This is a genomic window from Methylophilus sp. 5 (assembly GCF_000515275.1).
GTDB lineage: Bacteria > Pseudomonadota > Gammaproteobacteria > Burkholderiales > Methylophilaceae > Methylophilus.
The window spans coordinates 524,097-543,748 of the sequence record NZ_KI911560.1 but is presented as its reverse complement, the minus strand read 5'-3'; the positions used below and the strand labels follow the sequence as shown (position 1 = coordinate 543,748).

The 19,652-nt window shown below is 50.5% G+C and carries 23 protein-coding genes; 19 read left to right on the top strand and 4 right to left on the bottom strand.

Going from position 1 to position 19,652, the window contains the following annotated elements; genetic code table 11:
- The first annotated feature begins 173 nt into the window (after positions 1-173).
- A complete protein-coding gene (locus METH5_RS0102395) occupies positions 174-386 on the top strand; it encodes a hypothetical protein (protein WP_029147002.1) in 213 nt (70 codons plus the stop codon).
- A 148-nt stretch (positions 387-534) separates the two neighbouring features.
- On the opposite strand, the gene tpiA is transcribed toward METH5_RS0102395, so the two are convergent.
- Positions 535-1,317, bottom strand: coding sequence for a triose-phosphate isomerase (gene tpiA, locus METH5_RS0102390; RefSeq protein ID WP_029147001.1), 783 nt, complete (start codon positions 1,315-1,317; stop codon positions 535-537).
- Positions 1,318-1,381: 64 nt separating this feature from the next.
- Between tpiA and ybeY the strand changes: the two genes are divergently transcribed.
- The 7 genes from ybeY to METH5_RS0102355 all read left to right on the top strand — a co-directional run bounded on the left by ybeY (position 1,382) and on the right by METH5_RS0102355 (position 5,749).
- Positions 1,382-1,816, top strand: coding sequence for an rRNA maturation RNase YbeY (gene ybeY / locus METH5_RS0102385; protein ID WP_029147000.1), 435 nt, complete (start codon positions 1,382-1,384; stop codon positions 1,814-1,816).
- Between the two features lie 37 nt (positions 1,817-1,853).
- Positions 1,854-2,648, top strand: coding sequence for a ScpA family protein (locus tag METH5_RS0102380; protein ID WP_029146999.1), 795 nt, complete (start codon positions 1,854-1,856; stop codon positions 2,646-2,648).
- The gene (gene scpB / locus METH5_RS0102375) at positions 2,648-3,196 is read left to right on the top strand and encodes an SMC-Scp complex subunit ScpB (RefSeq protein ID WP_029146998.1); all 549 of its coding nucleotides are present in this window, start codon (positions 2,648-2,650) and stop codon (positions 3,194-3,196) included. Before METH5_RS0102380 ends, scpB begins: the two co-directional genes overlap by 1 nt.
- 8 nt (positions 3,197-3,204) lie before the next feature.
- Entirely contained in the window at positions 3,205-3,552 is a 348-nt protein-coding gene (locus METH5_RS0102370; protein WP_036308091.1) for a winged helix-turn-helix domain-containing protein, read from the top strand.
- A gap of 80 nt (positions 3,553-3,632) precedes the next feature.
- Positions 3,633-4,388, top strand: a complete 756-nt coding sequence (gene modA, locus METH5_RS0102365) for a molybdate ABC transporter substrate-binding protein (RefSeq protein ID WP_036307501.1) — start codon at positions 3,633-3,635, stop codon at positions 4,386-4,388.
- A gap of 18 nt (positions 4,389-4,406) precedes the next feature.
- The gene (gene modB, locus METH5_RS0102360) at positions 4,407-5,096 is read left to right on the top strand and encodes a molybdate ABC transporter permease subunit (RefSeq protein ID WP_029146995.1); all 690 of its coding nucleotides are present in this window, start codon (positions 4,407-4,409) and stop codon (positions 5,094-5,096) included.
- Positions 5,096-5,749 carry an ATP-binding cassette domain-containing protein gene (locus METH5_RS0102355; RefSeq protein ID WP_029146994.1) on the top strand — a complete coding sequence of 218 codons (654 nt, stop codon included), beginning with the start codon at positions 5,096-5,098 and terminating at the stop codon, positions 5,747-5,749. Before modB ends, METH5_RS0102355 begins: the two co-directional genes overlap by 1 nt.
- A gap of 29 nt (positions 5,750-5,778) precedes the next feature.
- On the opposite strand, the gene METH5_RS0102350 is transcribed toward METH5_RS0102355, so the two are convergent.
- The 3 genes from METH5_RS0102350 to nadB are packed head-to-tail and all read right to left on the bottom strand — an operon-like array spanning position 5,779 to position 8,414.
- Positions 5,779-6,258, bottom strand: coding sequence for a peptidylprolyl isomerase (locus METH5_RS0102350; protein WP_029146993.1), 480 nt, complete (start codon positions 6,256-6,258; stop codon positions 5,779-5,781).
- A gap of 59 nt (positions 6,259-6,317) precedes the next feature.
- Positions 6,318-6,797, bottom strand: coding sequence for a thermonuclease family protein (locus tag METH5_RS0102345; protein ID WP_029146992.1), 480 nt, complete (start codon positions 6,795-6,797; stop codon positions 6,318-6,320).
- Between the two features lie 6 nt (positions 6,798-6,803).
- A complete protein-coding gene (gene nadB, locus METH5_RS0102340; RefSeq protein ID WP_029146991.1) occupies positions 6,804-8,414 on the bottom strand; it encodes an L-aspartate oxidase in 1,611 nt (536 codons plus the stop codon).
- A 208-nt stretch (positions 8,415-8,622) separates the two neighbouring features.
- On the opposite strand from nadB, the gene rpoE reads away from it, so the two are divergent.
- From rpoE to pdxJ, 11 genes are all read left to right on the top strand, one after another.
- Positions 8,623-9,252, top strand: a complete 630-nt coding sequence (rpoE, locus tag METH5_RS0102335; RefSeq protein WP_036307496.1) for an RNA polymerase sigma factor RpoE — start codon at positions 8,623-8,625, stop codon at positions 9,250-9,252.
- Between the two features lie 99 nt (positions 9,253-9,351).
- Positions 9,352-9,816 carry a sigma-E factor negative regulatory protein gene (locus METH5_RS0102330; RefSeq protein WP_029146989.1) on the top strand — a complete coding sequence of 155 codons (465 nt, stop codon included), beginning with the start codon at positions 9,352-9,354 and terminating at the stop codon, positions 9,814-9,816.
- 18 nt (positions 9,817-9,834) lie between these two features.
- A complete protein-coding gene (locus METH5_RS0102325) occupies positions 9,835-10,803 on the top strand; it encodes a MucB/RseB C-terminal domain-containing protein (RefSeq protein WP_029146988.1) in 969 nt (322 codons plus the stop codon).
- Positions 10,804-11,010: 207 nt separating this feature from the next.
- The gene (locus tag METH5_RS0102320) at positions 11,011-12,432 is read left to right on the top strand and encodes a DegQ family serine endoprotease (RefSeq protein ID WP_029146987.1); all 1,422 of its coding nucleotides are present in this window, start codon (positions 11,011-11,013) and stop codon (positions 12,430-12,432) included.
- 207 nt (positions 12,433-12,639) lie between these two features.
- Entirely contained in the window at positions 12,640-14,433 is a 1,794-nt protein-coding gene (gene lepA, locus METH5_RS0102315) for a translation elongation factor 4 (RefSeq protein WP_029146986.1), read from the top strand.
- A 35-nt stretch (positions 14,434-14,468) separates the two neighbouring features.
- Positions 14,469-15,284: a signal peptidase I gene (gene lepB / locus METH5_RS0102310; RefSeq protein ID WP_029146985.1), complete on the top strand. Its 816-nt coding sequence runs from the start codon at positions 14,469-14,471 to the stop codon at positions 15,282-15,284.
- A 45-nt stretch (positions 15,285-15,329) separates the two neighbouring features.
- Positions 15,330-15,686 carry a DUF4845 domain-containing protein gene (locus METH5_RS0102305; RefSeq protein WP_036307494.1) on the top strand — a complete coding sequence of 119 codons (357 nt, stop codon included), beginning with the start codon at positions 15,330-15,332 and terminating at the stop codon, positions 15,684-15,686.
- Between the two features lie 22 nt (positions 15,687-15,708).
- Positions 15,709-16,380 carry a ribonuclease III gene (gene rnc, locus METH5_RS0102300; protein ID WP_029146983.1) on the top strand — a complete coding sequence of 224 codons (672 nt, stop codon included), beginning with the start codon at positions 15,709-15,711 and terminating at the stop codon, positions 16,378-16,380.
- The gene (gene era, locus METH5_RS0102295) at positions 16,377-17,282 is read left to right on the top strand and encodes a GTPase Era (protein WP_029146982.1); all 906 of its coding nucleotides are present in this window, start codon (positions 16,377-16,379) and stop codon (positions 17,280-17,282) included. The genes rnc and era overlap by 4 nt, the downstream gene beginning before the upstream one ends.
- A 25-nt stretch (positions 17,283-17,307) precedes the next feature.
- On the top strand, positions 17,308-18,060 hold the full coding sequence (recO, locus tag METH5_RS0102290) for a DNA repair protein RecO (RefSeq protein ID WP_029146981.1): 753 nt from the start codon (positions 17,308-17,310) through the stop codon (positions 18,058-18,060).
- Between the two features lie 845 nt (positions 18,061-18,905).
- Positions 18,906-19,634, top strand: a complete 729-nt coding sequence (pdxJ, locus tag METH5_RS0102285) for a pyridoxine 5'-phosphate synthase (RefSeq protein WP_029146980.1) — start codon at positions 18,906-18,908, stop codon at positions 19,632-19,634.
- Positions 19,635-19,652 lie beyond the last annotated feature (18 nt).

The following is a 19,652-nucleotide window of genomic DNA, read 5'->3' as shown; positions in this document are numbered from 1 at the left end:
TTTGTCAAAAAAACAGCTGGATGTGGTTGTTACGCAAAAAAATCCATGTTTTTTAAGACAATGTGCGTTCTTTTTTTAATGAATTACTGATACAATTTTTTTACTCGGCTGGTTCTGCATCAAGGGGATTGTCCGTACATAATTTTTTGCTCATACATACTAAGGAAATAAAGATGACACGTTCTGCATTGTTGGCTGCATTGTTGGCTCTGGCTTTGACTGCTTGTGGTGAAAAACCAGCTGAAGAAGCGCCTGCTGCTGAGGCACCTGCTGCTGAAGCTCCAGCTGCTGAAGCTCCAGCTGAGGCACCTGCTGCTGAAGCTGCTCCTGCTGAAGCTGCTCCAGAAGCTGCACCTGCTGAAGCTCCAGCTGAAGAAGCTAAGTAATTCAGACTTTAGTAATCTGGTTTTAATTAAACCTGGTTTACTTAAAATCTAGGACTTACTTAAAATCCAAGCTTGCTTAGATGTAGAAAAGCCGACGCAAGTCGGCTTTTTTATTTGTGCTGCCACCCTGGTGAAAGCGGCTTGCCTGTCAGGCTGCGCTTTTGAGTGGCGTTAATTCGTTGGCAATCTGGCAAATACGGATAAAGTCTTCTGCAACCAGTGCTGCGCCGCCAATCAGGCCGCCATCTATATCTGGCATGCTCAGTAGCTGCGCAGCATTGCCAGGGTTCATGCTGCCACCATATAACAAGGTGGTTTCTTCAGCTGCTTGTGCATCGAGTAACTCAATATGGCCGCGGATAAAAGACAATATGGCTTGTGCATGTTGCGGTGTAGCCGCTTTGCCAGTGCCGATGGCCCACACTGGCTCATAGGCAATCACGCCTTGTGATAAAGCCTGAATGCCGACATGTGCGATGACCGGGTTCAGTTGTCGCACGACCACCAGGTCGGTTTCACCCTGTTCATATTCATCCAGTGTTTCACCAATGCACAAAATAGGCGTCAGGCCGGCTTTTAAGGCTGCCTCAAAACGTTCACCACAGGTTTCATCGCTGTCATGGCCACGCTGCCGCCGCTCAGAATGACCAATAATCACATAGGTGCAGCCAAACTCTTTGAGCATGAGTGGTGACACTGAGCCTGTGTAGGCGCCTTTTTCATAACGACTCATGTTTTGTCCACCCCAGCTAATATGGCTGTTTTGCAGCACTTGCTGGGCTTGGTACAAATAAGGGTGCGGCGGGCACACCGCATAGCGGGCGCGGTGATGGCGTGTTTGTTGCAACAGGCTTTGCATGAACTGCTGGTTGTCTGGCAAATTGCCATGCATTTTGCGATTGGCAACCACCAACTTGGGGCGATTTGTCATCACACCGTTTCCTTTAAGGGTTTTCTTTCTATAATGACGGATATTCTACAGAAAACTTGACGTTATGCCCGCATTAGATTTTTCCCTGCAACTGGCCTCAGACGCGACTGATATTCCTGAGTTAGCACAATTCAAGCGCTGGGTGCGCGCGGCACTCCGGGTAGATACCAGCTTGACCATCCGTATTGTGGATGCAGCAGAGGGCCAGCAGTTAAATGCGGCCTATCGCGGTAAAAATTACGCCACCAATGTGCTGACTTTTCCGTTAACTGAAGAGCCGGTGCTGATAGGGGATATTGTGATTTGTGCGCCTGTGGTGGCCAAAGAGGCTATTGAGCAAGGCAAGCCGTTACTTGCCCATTATGCGCACATGACCGTGCATGGCGTGTTGCATCTGCATGGCTATGACCACGAGGTAGATGCGCAAGCCGAGCTGATGGAGGCGATGGAAATCGCGGTCATGCAAAAGCTGGGCTTTGCTAATCCTTATGCAGAATAACCTTTAACCCCGGGCGGCAAATCGCTACAATCATTGCATGGAGTTCACAACCAACAGCCCGGTTAAAATCAAAGGCGAGCCGCTGTCGGCGTTGCCGCAAGATTTGTATATCCCACCGGATGCGTTGGAAGTCTATCTGGAGACGTTTGAGGGCCCGCTGGATTTATTGTTGTACCTGATCCGCAAGCACAATCTGGATATTCTGGATATTCCCATGGCTGACCTCACGGTGCAGTACATGGCCTATGTCGACAAAATGAAAACAGTTAACCTGGAGCTGGCTGCTGAGTATTTGCTGATGTCGGCCATGCTGATTGAAATCAAGTCGCGCATGCTGCTGCCCAAACCTACCGAGGTTGAGGAGGAAGATGATCCGCGTGCGGAGCTGGTCAGGCGTTTGATGGAGTATGAAGCGATCAAACTGGCGGCGCAGCGGTTGGATGCGTTGCCAAAAGTGGGCGAGCAAATTGATGTGGCGGCAGCTTATTATCAGCAGATTAGCCAGGTGCAACCACCAGAGGTAAGCCTGGACGACTTGGTCGAGGCCTGGCGTAATGTGCTTAAACGCGCCAAGTTGAACCAACACCATAAACTGGGCCGTGCCGAATTGTCTGTGCGTGAGCATATGAGCTTGTTGCTGCGTAGGCTGAGTGCCACGCCAGTGCTGCGTTTTGATGAATTGTTCGATCTTGAAGCAGAAGGCGTGCCCAAGCTGGTGGTTAACTTTCTGGCGATGCTGGAATTAGCCAAAGAAGGCTTGATTCGTATCACGCAACAACAAGCCTTTGGCGTCATTTATGTGCAGGCCAATAGTTCGAGTGAGGACAGCTGATGCGTGAGCCGGACAGTATTCAAGAGATGAAGCACATTCTGGAGGCGGCGTTGCTGACATCGCCACAGCCACTGGCGCTTGACGACTTGCTTAAGTTATTTGCCGGGCGTATGGAGCGCGCGACGTTGCGTATGCTGCTGGATGAACTGAAAGCCGACTGGGTGGAAAAAACACTGGACCTGGTGCAAGTGGCTAGCGGTTACCGCTTTCAGGCCAAAGTTGAATACAGTGAATATTTATCGCGTTTAAACCCTGAGCGGCAGCCAAAGTACTCGCGCGCAGTGATGGAAACGCTGGCGATTATTGCTTACCGGCAGCCGGTGACACGTGGTGATATTGAGCAGATTCGCGGCGTGGCGGTGAATCCTAACGTGATTCGGCAATTGCAGGAGCGTGACTGGATAGACGTGGTCGGGCAACGTGAAGTGCCGGGCAGGCCGTCACTGTATGCCACGACTAAACACTTTTTGGATGATTTGAATTTGCGTTCGTTAGCCGAGTTGCCACCGTTTGAAGCGTTTGCGCAAACAGAAATCCCGCTGGAGTAACATTGATCATGCAAGCCTCATTACTTAAAATCAGAATCAGCCACCAAGGCAATACCGCACTCGGGCCAGGCAAGATTGAGCTGTTGCAAAATATTGAGCAGCATGGCTCGATTTCGGCAGCGGCCAAACAGATGCGCATGTCGTATCGTCGTGCCTGGGAGCTGGTAGACATGATGAATCGTAGTTTTGACCAGGCGGTGGTGGTGAGTACCACTGGCGGCTCTCATGGCGGCGGTGCGCAAGTGACCGAGTTTGGCCAGGCACTGATGCTGGCCTATCAGCAGATTTTGCAAAAAACGGCGCAAGCCGCGGCGGATGAACTGCATTTAATTCACCAGCATTTGAAAAAAATATAATTTTTTTCACTATCGTAATGTGTGTTTGAATATAACGATGGTAGCATCGCATGTATTCAATCTTTTACTGGATGACCGCAATGAAAAAGTGGCTTTGCCTGGCTTTGTGCCTGATCAGCGTATTGGCGCAAGCAGAAGACAAGAAAATCAAGGTATTTGCAGCGGCTAGTTTGACCGATGTCATGAATGTGCTGGTCAAGCAATACGACCAGCAAACCGGCGTGCAGGTCGTGCCGGTGTATGGCGGTTCTGGCACACTGGCCAAACAATTAGAGCAAGGCGCGCCGGGCGACCTGTTTATTTCGGCTGATGAAAAATGGATGCAATATCTGAAAGACAAGCAGTTGGTGCAAGTTGCGACGATCAAGCCGTGGCTGGGCAACCGGTTGGTGATGATTACCCCGCAAAGCAAGCCGCTCAATATCAAGGCCGAAGCCGCGACTGATATTGGCCAGCAAGCACCTGGCTATTGGTGCACGGGCGATACCTTGTCGGTGCCGGTAGGGATTTATGCCAAACAGTCGCTGACTAGCCTCGGGTGGTGGGACAAACTCAAAACCAGACTGGTCAGCACGCAGGATGTGCGGGCGACCTTAAGCCTGGTCGAGCGCGACGAGTGTGACGTTGGTATTGTCTATGCCAGCGATGCGCAATCGTCCAGCAAGGTCAAAGTGGCTGGCGAGTTTGCCGAAAGCAGCCATGTGCCGATTGTTTACCCGATGGCCTTGTTGCCGCAGGCGGTGAGCGAAACGGCTGCATTTTACCGTTACCTGCAGTCTGCAGAAGCGAAGAAACTGCTGCTATCCTATGGCTTTAAGCCATTGTTTAACGACTAACTGACCTGTTGTATTGTGATGTGGACTTTGTCTCCGGCCGAACTTGCGATTGTGCTGCTGTCGCTGAAGGTGGCGGCCTGTTGTGTGCTGGTGTTAGTGTTGCCCTCCATAGGCACGGCTTGGTTGCTGGCCAGAAAGCAATTTTGGGGGCATGCGCTGGTGGATGCGCTGGTGCATCTGCCCATGGTATTACCGCCAGTGGTGCTAGGCTATATGTTGCTGGTGTTGCTGGGACGGCGCGGTTGGATCGGTGGCTGGTTGTATGAGCAGTTTCATATTCAGCTGACTTTTCACTGGTGGGGCGCAGTGATTGCTTCTGCGGTGATGGCGTTCCCGCTCATGGTGCGTGCGATTCGCCAGGCGCTGATGCAGGTCGACCCTTTATTGGAACAAGCAGCACAGACCTTGGGCGCCACACCCATCAAGACATTCTTTTCAATTACGCTGCCGCTTTCTTATCACGGTGTGCTCACTGGCGGTATTCTGGCATTTAGCCGCAGTCTGGGTGAGTTCGGCGCCACCATTACTTTTGCTGGCAACCTGGAAGGTGAAACGCGCACCTTGCCATTGGCAATTTACAGCCTGACCCAATCGCCCGAAGGCGATGCCGCCGCCTTACGCCTGGTGGTATTGAGTGTGCTGGTCTCTGTGATTGCCTTGCTGGCCAGCCAGTGGCTGGAGCGCCGCCTGCTCAGGAGTCAGCGCTGATGTTTAGGGTCGATATTCAGATTCATCAGCCTTATGCGGCAAGCAGTCCGTTTGATTTGCATGCATGCTTTAATTTACCTGCCGGGCGTTGCCTGGGCATCATGGGGGCTTCGGGTTCTGGAAAAACAACCTTGTTGCATAGTATTGCCGGGTTATTGGTGCCGTCTTCAGGTGTGATCCGTAGCGGTAATCACACCTGGTTTGATCATAAACAGGCGATTCAATTGCCGCCATGGCAACGCCCGGTCGGCTTGGTGTTTCAGGATGGCCGCTTGTTCCCGCATATGAGCGTAGAGCAAAATTTGCGTTATGGCATGCCCTCAGACATCGCACGGATAGTCTTGCCAGAAGTGTTGGATGTGCTTGCCATCGAGCCCTTGCTCAAGCGCAAGCCTGGCCAGTTGTCTGGTGGCGAAAAGCAGCGGGTAGCGATAGGGCGTGCTTTATTGCGCCAGCCAGCTGTACTACTCATGGATGAGCCATTGAGTGGCCTGGATGATCAACTCAAGCAGCAAGTACTGCCTTATATCAAGCGGGTGATTGCAACGTTTGGTTTACCAACGCTTTACGTCAGCCATGTGGCGGATGAGGTGGCAGAGGTTGCCGATGAGGTGTTGACGCTGGCGCAAGGACAACTGCGCCAGCCAAATTAAAGCCGCTTATTAGGTAAGCAGCTTGCTACTTAGTGGTGATGACCACCGGCACCATGTACGTGCTGGTGAGAAATTTCTTCCTGGTTAGCTGAACGTACGCTGGCAATCGTGGCAGTAAACAGCAAGCGTTGGCCGGCCCAAGGATGGTTGCCATCAACCACGACTTTGCCATCTGCAATGTCGGTAACGGTGTACAAAATCACGTCGCCGGTTTCGTCTTCACCTTCAAACTGCATGCCGACTTTTAGGTCTTCGCTTGGAAACGCGCTCGCTGGCTCAATTTGTACCAGTGCGTCATCGTAGTCACCAAAGGCATCTTCCGGTTCCAGGCTCACTTCTACCTTATCGCCTACATTTTTACCATGCATGGCTTCTTCCACTTTAGGAAAAATATTGTCATAACCGCCATGCAGATAAGCAACCGGTTCCTGACTTTCTTCCAGGGTGTCGCCATCGCTATTTTGCAGTTTATAGGTCATGGTGACCACGGTGTTCATCGCTACTTGCATGTCTAAAGTCCTAAAGTTCTTTGATAAAACAGTATTCTAAAGGATATTGTCGGCATGTGTCATCGTTGCCGACGATAATATTGTCCGTATTGCTTGCGCCACTGCCAGGGTGGCATCGGATCGGCGTCTTGCCACAAGCCCAATCTTTGTTGTTGTGCCTGGCGTTGTAGTGCATCCAGCTCCAAACGTTTTGAATAGCGTGCGTTAAACCAGGCCATGCCCAGCGCAATTTGTGATTGGCTTGCGTCAGTGTTGTTGCAATACAAATGGCCCAGTGTTCTGCCGTAAAGGTCACGGCCTTGCAGGTGGACGCTGATGCTGGTGTGTTCGCAGAGTTGTTTCAGGCTGCGCCTGGACTGGATGCCGAAGGCCTGTTGCCGCTCGGGGGCGTCTATATCCAGCAGGCGTAAGTGGTAGGTGAGGTTGTTGTCACGAATAATAACTGTGTCACCATCAATGACGTTGACCAGCGCGGGCGCTGCATGGGCATAAACGCTTGCTAGCAGCAGCATGCCGGCCGGTAGCCAGACTTTTATCATGCCACACTAATCCAGCAAGCTGGTGTAGTTGTCTGGCGCCAATACGCTAGGAATCGCCTCTGGCAGCAAGTCAGGGTAATCTTTGCTAAAGTGCAGGCCGCGGCTTTCATGGCGCTCAATCGCACAACGCACAATCAGCTCTGCCACTTGCAGCAGGTTACGTAGTTCAATCAAATCGTGGCTGACTTTAAAGTTGCTGTAAAACTCACCTACTTCGTTTCTGAGCATATGGATACGGTGCAGGGCGCGGCTCAGGCGCTTGGTGGTGCGCACAATGCCAACATAGTTCCACATAAAGCGGCGCAACTCATCCCAGGTGTGGGTGATCAGGACCTCTTCGTCGGCATCCGTGACGCGGCTTTCATCCCAATCGGGTAGTGAAATGGTTGGCTGCAAGCCTTGCGCTTCTATGTCCAGCGCGCAGCTTTGGCTAAAGGCCAGACATTCAAGCAGAGAGTTGCTGGCCAGCCGGTTAGCGCCATGCAGCCCGGTGCAGGCGGTTTCGCCAATCGCATATAGGCAATCAATATCGGTGCGACCATGCATGTCGGTCATGACGCCGCCGCAAGTGTAATGTGCGGCAGGCACTACCGGAATCGCTTGCTTGGAGATATCAATACCCAGTTGCAGGCAGCGCTGATAAATGTTGGGAAAGTGGGATTGAATAAACTCGAGTGGTTTATGGCTGATATCGAGGTAAACGCAATCCAGGCCGCGTTTTTTCATTTCAAAGTCAATGGCGCGTGCCACGACATCGCGCGGTGCCAGTTCGGCGCGTTCGTGGTGCCAGGGCATAAAGCGGGTGCCGTCTGGCAGTAACAGCAAGCCGCCTTCGCCACGCAATACTTCTGAGATTAAAAACGACTTGGCATGTGGATGGTACAGGCAGGTCGGGTGAAACTGCACGAATTCCATATTCGCCACACGGCAACCTGCCCGCCAGGCCATGGCGATGCCGTCACCAGTGCTGATGTCGGGGTTAGTTGTATATAAGTAAACTTTGCCTGCGCCACCGGTGGCGGTCACCGTGTATTGCGCAGACAGTGTGATCACTTTGCCGGTCTGATTGTTAAGTACATACGCGCCCAGGCAGCGGTTGGGGCCGTCGCTGGCGGTTTGCTTGAACAGTTTGTGTGTGGTGATCAGGTCGACCGCAATATGGTGTTCAAGAATAGTGATGTTTGGATGCTCACGCACGCGATCGGTGAGGGTGGTTTGCACAGCTTGGCCGGTGGCGTCGGCCACATGCACCACGCGTCTGTGGCTATGGCCGCCTTCGCGGGTCAGGTGCAGGCGGTCATCGTCGGCTTCGCGGGTAAAATTCACGCCTTGCTGCAATAACCACTCAATGCTGGCGCGACCATTAGTCACCACCATGCGTGTCACTTCGCTGTCACACAGGCCTGCGCCTGCGTCCAGCGTATCTTTAATGTGTGCTTCGATGGAGTCTTCGCTGTTGTGTACCGCGGCAATGCCGCCTTGCGCCCAGTTGCTGGCGCTTAAGGTGAGTTCGCGCTTACTTAAAATGCATACCCGGTGTTGATCGGCTAGTCGTAACGCCAGCGATTGACCCGCCAGCCCGCTGCCAATAATCAGGACATCAAACACTTTATTCATATTGTTTTGAGATCAATGGAACTTTGAAGGTAATGCAGGGTCACATAATTGTCTGTATTGCGTGTTGCAGTGGCAGGCAAAAATAAGGGATGAGGCGATGTTACACACAGCAAATTTAGAGGCGTTAACGCGCACCGGGTTCGTCGAAAATAACACAAAAGCGTATACTACTCCCAATCATAAAATTACCCAAGGGAGTCATCGCGATATGACTGTTCAGGCGGCGAACGCCAAACAGCAAGAGAATAAAGAGTTCGACCAGATGCTGGTTGAGCGTGCTCAGCAAGGCGATAAACGCGCCTTTGGACTGTTGGTGGAAAAATACCACCGTAAGCTTGGGCGGCTGTTGTCACGCATGATTCGCGACCAGGCTGAGGTAGAAGATGTGGTGCAGGAGTCTTTTATCAAGGCTTACCGTGCTTTGCATAGCTTTCGTGGTGATAGCGCGTTTTACACCTGGTTGTACCGCATTGGCATCAACACGGCCAAAAATTACCTGGTGTCTCTGGGGCGCAAACCACAGGTGATGCAGGATGTGGAAATCGAAGATGTAGAAAACTTCGATGAAGGCACTGACATGCGCACCATGGAGACGCCTGAAACCTCTCTGATGACAAAAGAAATTGCACAAACGGTGAACGATGCGATTGCCGCATTGCCAGAAGAGTTACGTACCGCAATTACTTTGCGTGAGTTAGAAGGCTTGAGTTATGAAGACATTGCAAACGTGATGCAGTGTCCTATTGGTACCGTACGTTCACGTATTTTTCGGGCGCGCGAAACGATTGCTACCAAGTTGAGGCCATTGTTGGATACGCCTCAGCATAAACGCTGGTAATCGCGCGATATCTGTTATAAAACAGTTGTGGGTGTGTGGTGTTATGACAAATATTTTGTTAAATGCTAACATAAAAACATTGATTGATTTGGGGTTATTATGAAGCAGCAATTATCTGCCTTAGTCGACGGTGAGGTCGATGTTGAACGCTGCGAACATATTTTTCTCGCGGCCAAATCTACGGGTGAAGTTGCCCAGGCCTGGCGTGACTATCATGTGATTCGCGATGTGATTCGTGACGATTGTTGGGTTGAGTCTGAGATGACCAGCCGCATTATGGCGCAGCTTGATGACGAGCCAACCATGCTGGCGCCGCAAGCGATGGCGGCTGCAGAAAAAGTAACCCATATCCGTCCGCGTTTGAGTAAATACAGTTGGTCCATTGCAGCTTCAGTGGCTGCCGCCTTGTTTGTCGGGATGTTTGTCTTGAATCAGCCACAAGTGGCGACAACCATGCAAATTGCCGACAATGATACCGATGAGTATGTTGTTGCGCACCACAACTATGCGCCCAATAGTGCAACTTATTATATGCACAGTGTTGCCTATAACGCTGGCGAATAAGTTTACTGTCGTCACCGTATGTCACCTAAGTATGATTTCCGCCGGGCTTTACTGCCTGTTCTGTTTTTGGCTGCCGTCAGCCAAGCTGCGGTTGCCGAAGAGGATCTTTGGGCAACCATGCAAAAAACCGCTTCTGCCGCGCGCGAGCTAAATTACCAAGGCCTGTTTGTTTATCACAACGGCGCGATGATCCGCTCAGTCCAAATTACCCATATCTACGAAGGCGGGCGTGAGTTTACCCGCAATGTGGTGCTCGATGGCAGGCCGCGCGAAGTGTTTAGCGAGGGTGATGACATCGTCATCTTCAATGCCAAAAATGACAAAGTAGTGATTGAAAAGCGGCGCGGCCAGAATCTGTTTCCGGCCATGCTGCCGACGCAGTTATATCCGCTCAAGCAAAACTACAAACTGAAGTTTGTCGGCCAAGAACGCATTGCCGGACGGCTGGCGCAGGTCATTGACATGATTCCGAATGACAATCTGCGTTATCAGTATCGTATCTGGTCTGATGCTGAATATGGCTTGTTGCTCAAAATGAGCATGCTGGATATGGAAGGCCACACGCTGGAGCAGATTGGTTTTAATCAGGTGGCCATGTTGCACACCAAAGACCTGGACTGGTTTCAGCCCAAAATTGATGCGACTAAGCCTTATGTCATGGATGACACCACGGATTTGACGCATACGGTTGATAATCTGGTGGTGGCGAATCTGCCAGCGGGGTACAAAAAAGTTGATCAAATTCAGTTAAAAGTGCCCGGTCGCACCGCGCCAGTACAGCAATTGATTTTTTCCGATGGCCTTGCCTCGGTGTCGCTGTTTGTTGAGCCTATGGTTAAAGGCATGCAGCCGCGCGTAGGTAAAAAAACCATGGGGTCGACCAATGTATACGCGCATGTATTAAATGGCTATCAGTTGGTTGTTGTTGGTGAGGTGCCTGCGCAAACGGTTGAGCAAATCGCGCAGCAAGTGACGTTTAAAAAGTAATTGCATCGCTGGTGCTCGGTTTAATCAGCACGCTGGCAAGTATGATGGTTTTACGATTTTAATGAAGTGACGCAACGCTCCCCATCACTTGAATTTCTCTGTACAGCCACCATGTCATCTTGGTGACGCTTACAAGCGTTAGTGTGTCCAGGCGGTTTAAACGCCATGGTGCAAAAACTTTATAATCAATAAATGGTAGGAATAATCATGATGAAGCAATGGGTTTCTGGCGTGATGTTGGCGTGTGCAGTCACAATCGCTATGCCAGTGGTAGCCGTAGAGGCTAAGGATTTGCCGGATTTTACCGAGTTGGCTGAAAAACAAGGGCCAGCGGTAGTGAATATCAGTATTACGTCGGTGGTGCATGGTGCTGGTAGTGTTGGTTTTCCTGGGATGCCAAATGATGAAAACCTGCAAGAGTTTTTGCGCCGCTTTGGTATCCCCGGGATGCCCGGTGGCCCAGGCCAGGAGGGTGGGCAAGACTATAAAACCCAGTCATTGGGCTCTGGCTTTATTATCAGTGCCGATGGTTATATTTTGACCAATGCGCATGTGGTGAGCGAGGCCGATGAAGTGCTGGTCAAGTTGTATGACAAGCGTGAGTTTAAGGCGAAGATTATCGGTGCAGATAAGCGTACCGATGTGGCCTTGATTAAAATTGAAGCGACTGGCTTACCCAAAGTGACGGTTGGTGATCCGAATGCGCTCAAAGTGGGCGAGTGGGTGGCTGCGATTGGTTCACCGTTCGGCCTCGAAAATACCATGACGGCCGGCATCGTGAGTGCCAAAGGCCGCGCGCTGCCACAAGAAAACTATGTGCCGTTTATTCAAACTGACGTCGCCATCAACCCAGGTAACTCCGGTGGCCCGCTTTTTAACTTGCGCGGCGAAGTGGTGGGTGTCAACTCGCAAATTTACAGCAAAAGTGGCGGCTCTATGGGCTTGTCATTTAGTATTCCGATTGATGTGGCGATTGATATTTCTAACCAGCTTAAAACCAATGGCCGCATTGCCCGTGGCTGGTTGGGGATTGGTATTCAGGAAGTTACTAAAGACCTGGCCGACTCGTTTGGCCTCAAGCAAACCAGCGGTGCTTTGATTGCCGGTATTGAGAAAAATAGCCCGGCTGACAAAGGTGGGTTGGAAGCAGGCGATATTATCCTCAAATTTGATGGCAAGCCCATTACCACGTCGAGTGATTTGCCGCGTGTGGTGGCTACGACCAAGCCAGGCAAAGTGGTGCCGGTAGAGATCGTGCGTAAAGGCGCCAATAAAACCCTGCAATTAGGCGTGGGTGAAATGCCGAGCGAGCAAACTGAGGCGGCTACAACCAGCAAAGAGCCGGTTAAGCCTGAGGCCAATAAAATCGGCCTGACCTTGCGTGAACTGACTGCGCTGCAAAAGAAAAAGCTCAATGGTAAAAATGGTTTGCTGGTGATTGAGAGTAATGGCGCCGCTGCGCAAGCCGGTATTCGTCGCGGTGATGTGATTCTTGGCTTGAATAACAATGAAAGCCAAAGCGTGGATGCTTTTAACAAGCAGATTAATGCCGTGGCCGCGGGCAAAACCGTTGCCGTGTTGGTGCAGCGTGGCGAAAATACCTTATACGTGCCGATTAAGATCAAGTAAGGGCTGCTTGTGGTGAGGTAGGCAAAAAGACAGGTTAGCCTGTCTTTTTGTGTTTGATAGGCCAGTGATGATGGCTTGTGATCGCGGCTTGCTGCATGGGCGCTTGCAGAAAATAAATCACTGATATTCATGCATTTACTGTAAAATGCACCCCATTTGAGAGGCGCTTCAAGCGCCTTTCTTGCTTGTAAATAACGTAAACGACACATGAAAAATATTCGTAATTTTTCGATTATTGCGCACATTGACCACGGCAAATCGACACTGGCAGACCGCATTATTCAATTATGCGGTGGCCTCGAAGCACGCGAGATGGAAGCACAAGTGCTTGATAGCATGGATATCGAGCGTGAGCGCGGCATTACTATCAAAGCGCAAACCGCTGCCCTGCAATACAAAGCCAATAATGGTGAAACCTATTACCTCAACCTGATTGATACGCCCGGTCACGTCGATTTTAGCTATGAAGTCAGCCGCTCGCTTTCTGCCTGTGAAGGCGCTTTGCTGGTGGTCGACGCTTCGCAAGGGGTAGAAGCACAGAGTGTGGCCAACTGTTACACCGCGATTGAGCTCGGTGTAGAAGTCACGCCTATTCTTAACAAGATTGATTTGCCTTCTGCTGATCCGGCGCGCGTGATGCAAGAGATTGAAGACGTGATCGGGGTCGATGCCACCGATGCGGTGCGTTGCTCTGCTAAAACCGGTGAGGGCGTGCGCGATGTGCTGGAGGAAGTTGTGCTTAAAGTGCCACCACCGGTTGGCGATATTGATGCCCCGTTGAAAGCACTGGTGATTGACGCCTGGTTTGATAATTATGTGGGCGTGGTCATGCTGGTGCGCGTTGTCGATGGCTCGTTGCGCGCCAAAGAAAAAATCCGCTTGATGGCAACGGGTGCAGAATACTTATGTGAGCAGGTCGGTGTGTTTACACCGAAGTCATTACAGCGCACGCAATTAAGTGCGGGTGAAGTAGGCTTTATTATCGCCGGCATTAAAGAGCTGGCGGCGGCCAAAGTGGGCGATACTGTAACCTTGGCAGGCAGGCAGGCTCCAGCAGCATTGCCCGGCTTTAAAGAGGTTAAGCCGCAGGTGTTTGCGGGCTTGTATCCGGTTGAGTCTAACCAGTTTGAATCTTTGCGCACGGCACTGGAAAAGCTGCGTTTGAATGACTCCAGCCTGCAGTTTGAGCCAGAAAACTCAACCGCGTTAGGCTTTGGCTTTCGCTGTGGCTTTTTAGGCTTGTTGCATATGGAGATCGTACAAGAGCGCCTGGAGCGCGAGTACGATATGGACCTGATTACCACCGCGCCGACGGTTGTGTATGAGCTGCTGCTTAGAACCGGTGAAGTGGTGCAAATTGAAAACCCGTCACGCTTGCCTGAGCCATCACGGGTTGAAGAAATTCGTGAGCCGATGATTGTGGTGAACTTGCTGATGCCACAAGACTATGTCGGCCCAGTGATGACATTGTGTAATAACAAACGCGGTGTGCAGCGCAATATGCAATACATGGGTCGCCAGGTCATGCTGAGCTACGAGATGCCGCTCAATGAAGTGGTGCTGGATTTCTTTGATAAATTGAAATCGGTCTCGCGTGGTTATGCCTCTATGGATTACGAGTTTCTGGAGTTTCGTGCCGCAGATTTGGTTAAGCTGGATATTATGGTCAACGGCGAGCGTGTAGATGCATTAAGCCTGATTGTCCACCGTGCCAATAGCCTGTATCGCGGCCGTGAGCTGGTCTCAAAAATGCGCGAATTAATTCCACGCCAGATGTTTGATATTGCGATTCAAGCCTCTATTGGCGCCAACATTATTGCGCGTGAAACGGTGAAAGCCATGCGTAAAAACGTGATTGCCAAGTGTTATGGTGGCGATATTACGCGTAAACGCAAGTTGCTGGAAAAACAAAAAGAAGGTAAAAAGCGTATGAAACAGGTCGGTAATGTGGAAATTCCACAAGAAGCCTTCCTCGCTATCTTGCGTGTAGAAGATAAATAATCACTTTAGTGGAATAGCTTACTCGGGAAACAAGCATGTATTTTGCAATCTTTATGTTGGTGATTTTGCTGGTCTCAGGCGTGATCTGGCTGCTGGATATTCTGGTATTGCGCAAACAACGCCAGTCAGCGGCCTTTGGCGAAGTTGCCGACCCCTGGTATGTTGAATACAGTAAAAGCTTTTTTCCGGTGATTTTGCTGGTATTTATGGTGCGCTCATTTGTGGTAGAGCCATTTAAAATCCCTTCAGGCTCCATGATGCCAACGTTGCTGGCGGGCGATTATATTCTGGTCAACAAGTTTACTTACGGCTTGCGTGTGCCTATCCTGAATAGTGTTTTTTACCCGGTGAGCTTGCCTAAGCGTGGTGATGTGTTTGTGTTTCATTATCCGCCTGATACTTCGATTGACTATATCAAACGTGTGGTCGGCTTGCCAGGCGACAAAATCCAGTATCGTGACAAGCAGCTCACAATCAATGGCAAAGTGATTAACCTCGACTTTGTGCAGCCGTATCAATACGCACTCAATGTGAATGATGAAAGTGGCAATGCGCGCGCGGTAGATGTGACTGCATCACGCTTGAGCGAGCAGTTGGGCGATGTAAAGCATGAGGTGCTGATTCATGACATCATGAACCAATATAGTCCAGGGAGTAATGGCGCTCGTTTAATGCAGGGAGAAACGATTACAGTGCCTGCCGGTGAGTATTTCGCCATGGGCGACAACCGCGATAACAGCTCGGACAGCCGCGTTTGGGGCTTCGTTGCCGAAAAACACCTGGTGGGCCGCGCTTTCTTTATTTGGTTTAACTTTGACCAATGGCGCCGTATCGGGCAAAGTATTGGTTAACTACACGGTGTGCCGTGTGGACAACGACATCTGATGAGGGATAGCATGATTAAATACTCAAAGCATTCTCACCAACACGGCATCGGTTTGCTCGGTTTTTTGCTGGTTTTAACCGCATTTGGCATTTTGGGCACTGTGGCCTTAAAAGCGTTGCCAGCCTACATGGAATACTACTCCATTCAAGCCACCGTTAACCGCATTGCGCATGATCCTTTACTGCAAAGCGACAGCGATGTGCGCACTGCCTTTGATCGTCAGATGCAAGTGGATAGCATTCACGATGTGACTGGTCGCGATTTAGACATCAGCGGCGGTGTGGTCGCCATGCGTTATCAGAAAAAAATTCTACTGACAGACAGCATAACCCTGTTGATTGACTTTGATGCAGCCAGCAAACCCTGATGGCTGGCATGGTTGCCCCTAAATGAACGCACTCCCGGTATTACAAACCAGAATTGGCTACAGCTTTCAGCAGCCCACCCTACTGCAGCAAGCGCTCACCCACCGCAGTTTTTCTGCCATCAATAATGAGCGTCTGGAATTTTTGGGTGATAGCGTACTCAACTTTATCATCGCGCATCAGCTGTTTAATTTATTTCCGCACTTGCCTGAGGGCGACTTAAGCCGCCTGCGCGCCAAACTGGTGAGAGAAGCCAGCCTGGCTGAAATTGCAGCAGACTTGCATTTGGGCGATGCGCTCAAACTGGGTGAGGGCGAATTGAAAAGTGCCGGTTGGCGCCGCCCCTCAATTTTGGCTGATGCACTGGAAGCCATTGTCGGCGCGGTGTATCTGGATGGTGGCTTTGATGCCGCGCAACAAGTAGTAGCGTTACTGTATCGCGACAAGTTGCAGACCATAGACCCGAAATTTATCGACAAAGACGCCAAATCGCAATTACAGGAATATCTGCAAAGCAAAAAAATGGACCTGCCGGACTACCAGGTAGTGTCGATTGAAGGTGAAGCGCATGCGCAGACCTTTACTGTGCAGTGTTTTATTCAAAAGCTCAAACTGACCACCACCGGTGTGGGCACCAGTCGCCGTGTGGCGGAGCAACAAGCGGCCAAATTGGCCATGGACGAGATTCAATCATGACAGAACAACTTACCCCCGCCGCAGACGATTTTCGTTGTGGTACCGTTGCCATCGTTGGTCGCCCCAATGTTGGTAAATCCACATTGCTAAATCATATTTTAGGCATGAAGCTGGCCATTACCTCGCGTAAGGCACAGACCACGCGCCATCGTTTGCTTGGCATACACACCACAGATGATACCCAGTTCCTGTTTGTGGATACGCCTGGTTTTCAGCAAAAACATATTAACGCGCTTAATAAAACCCTCAATAAAACCGTCACCCAAGTGTTAACTGAGGTCGATGTGGTGTTGTTTGTGATTGAGCCGATGAAACTGGGTGAAGCAGACGAGATCGTGCTTAAGCTGTTGCCAAAAAACAAACCTGTGTTGTTGGTTGTGAATAAAGCAGACCTGATGGGCGATAAAGGCAATTTGCTGCCTTTGATTCAAGATTTTGACCAACTGTTTGATTTCGCCGGCATTATTCCGGTCAGCGCCAAAAAGAGCTTATACCTGGATGAGCTGCTATCCACTGTGCGTGAGCACCTGCCGCAACAGCCTGCCATTTATGCAGAAGACGAGCTCACTGATAAAAATGAACGCTTTCTGGCCGCTGAGCTGGTGCGGGAAAAAATATTCCGTCTACTGGGGGATGAGTTGCCTTACTCAGTGACTGTAGAAATTGAAAAGTTTGAAACTGAGAAGAATCTGCGCCGTATTTTTGCGGCCATTATTGTAGACAAAGACAGCCAAAAGCCGATGATCATTGGCAAAGGTGGCGAAAAACTCAAACAAATCTCAACCGAAGCGCGCCAGGACATGGAAAAACTATTTGGCTCCAAAGTCTACTTAGAAACCTGGGTCAAGGTGAAGGGTGGTTGGGCCGATGATGCACGCGCATTAAAGAGTCTGGGCTTTTAATTAGCAGATTCACTACTGGCATGCCATGGCAGTAAAGTCCCCCGATTCCGGTAGCCACAAGCAATCCCAGCAACCGGTTTTTATCCTGCACACTTATCCTTTTAAAGAAACCAGCCTCGTAGTTGAAATGTTCAGCCGCGATCTGGGCCGGATTGCGGCCGTGGCAAAAGGTGCGCGCAGGCCACTCTCGGCCATGCGTGGCATGCTGCAATCTTTTCAGCAACTGGCAGGCACCTGGTCAGGCAAAAACGAACTCAAAACCCTGCACGAATTAGAGTGGATGACCGGCCTCACGCTGCTGCGCGGCGACGCCCTGATGTGCGGCTTTTACATGAACGAGTTACTGTTGCGCTTACTGCCGCGCGATGATGCCCACGCGCAATTATTTGAATATTACGCACAAACCATACAGTTACTTTCCACCTTGCAACAAGACGCAGGCAGCGGCCAGTTAGCCGAAATTTTGCGCCGGTTTGAACTGAAAATGTTGCAAGAGCTTGGCTATGCTGTGCCACTCACGCATGACGAACATGGTGAAATTATCCATGCAGACGAAACGTATCGCTTTGAAGCGGATTACGGCGCTTGTGCGCCTTCTGCCACCAGAAACGGCCTGCTGATTCAAGGTGCGACGCTACTTGAAATGGCGCGTGGTAATTACACGCATGCCACCACGCAGTCACAAAGCAAACAACTGATGCGCTATTTGTTGCAGCATTATTTGGGTGAGAAGCCGCTGCATACACGACAGTTGTTGGTGGATTTGCAGGGGTTCTAGTTCTTTTAATTGTCGCGGGTCTTGCGTTCGCACCGTCAGTTCTTTAGTAGGCTGGAATCCAGGCGTGGTGTGATTGCAATAAAAGGTTGTTCTTTGGTTGAGAGATTGTTTTTCGCTTTTTCAGCGAGTTACTTTTCTTTGCTTGCCCAAAGAATAAGTAACCAAAAGAAATGCACCCCAGCTTCCGCTTGTTCCCTGCGTTGCTCGTCAAAATAAGCGGTCACGAAACTCAACCTGGTAGCTCACACAGAACGTGAGCTACTGCGGGATTCGGACAGTCGCTCCCTCTACTCTTATTTTGCCTGCGCTACTCGGCGCGTCAGATAGGGACCCCGAACACCATACGACTGCAACCCTTCTCGAATTTAATAAAAAAGAATCTGTTTTTTGAACCATCCAAATTTTCACGCTGCTACTTAAATGAGATGAATCCCATTCATCACGCTGAGTAGCGGAAACAAAATAAGATTAGAGGGAGCGACTGTCCGAATCCCGCGGTGGGCTGCGTAGTTTGCAGCCCGCTAGGATGAGTTTCGTGACCGGCTTATTTTGTTGAGCAACGCAAGGGAGCCGCAGGCCGTGATGGCTGGGTGCCCTCTTTTTGGTTACTTTTTTGGGGCAAGCAAAAAAAGTAACTCGCCAATAAGGCGAAATAAAAAACGCCCTTAAGCGCAAAGATGCCTGCAATTAACTGGTAGACAAGTTTGGACTTCGAGTTTAAATATCTGCTTGGTTATAAACCTTTAAATCTAAGCACAAATATCTTTCTATTTTTTGCATGATCAATTTGGTTTACCATCATCAACAGTTAAAATGTTGTCATTAACCCCATTACAAAGAGCGCTATGTTAAAACTAGGTGTCAATATCGACCACGTCGCTACCATCCGTCAGGCCCGTGGCACTAAATATCCAAGCGTAGTGCAAGCCGCACTGCGTGCTGAACAGTCTGGTGCAGACAGCATTACCTTGCATCTGCGTGAAGACCGTCGTCATATGCAGGATGCCGATATTTTTGCTTTGCGCCCCTTGTTGCAAACCAAAATGAACCTGGAATGTGCGGTAACCGGTGAGATGGTTGATATCGCCATTCAGGTCAATCCGCAAGATGTCTGCCTGGTGCCAGAGCGGCGGGAAGAGCGCACCACCGAAGGCGGGCTGGATGTGTTGACGCATTACACCAAGGTAGAGCATGCGGTTAAAAAACTGTCTGATCAGGGCATTCGTGTGTCGCTGTTTATTGCGCCTGACTTGGCGCAAATTGACGCCGCAGCGAAAATGGGCGCGCCTGTGATTGAGCTACATACCGGCACTTTTGCCGACGCCGGGAATGAAAAACAGCAGTTTGAAGAGTTAGATAAAATTGAGACCGCACTCAAGCATGCGAAAGCGGCAGGCCTGGTGGTTAATGCCGGGCATGGCTTGCATTATCACAATGTGCATCATATTGCGCGCTTGGCTGGCTTTGAAGAGCTCAATATCGGCCATGCCATTGTCGCGCATGCGCTATTCGTCGGCTGGGATAGCGCTGTGCGCGAAATGAAAGCGCTGATGAAAGAGTTTTCGCCGAAATAACACGGGCTGTTTGCGAGG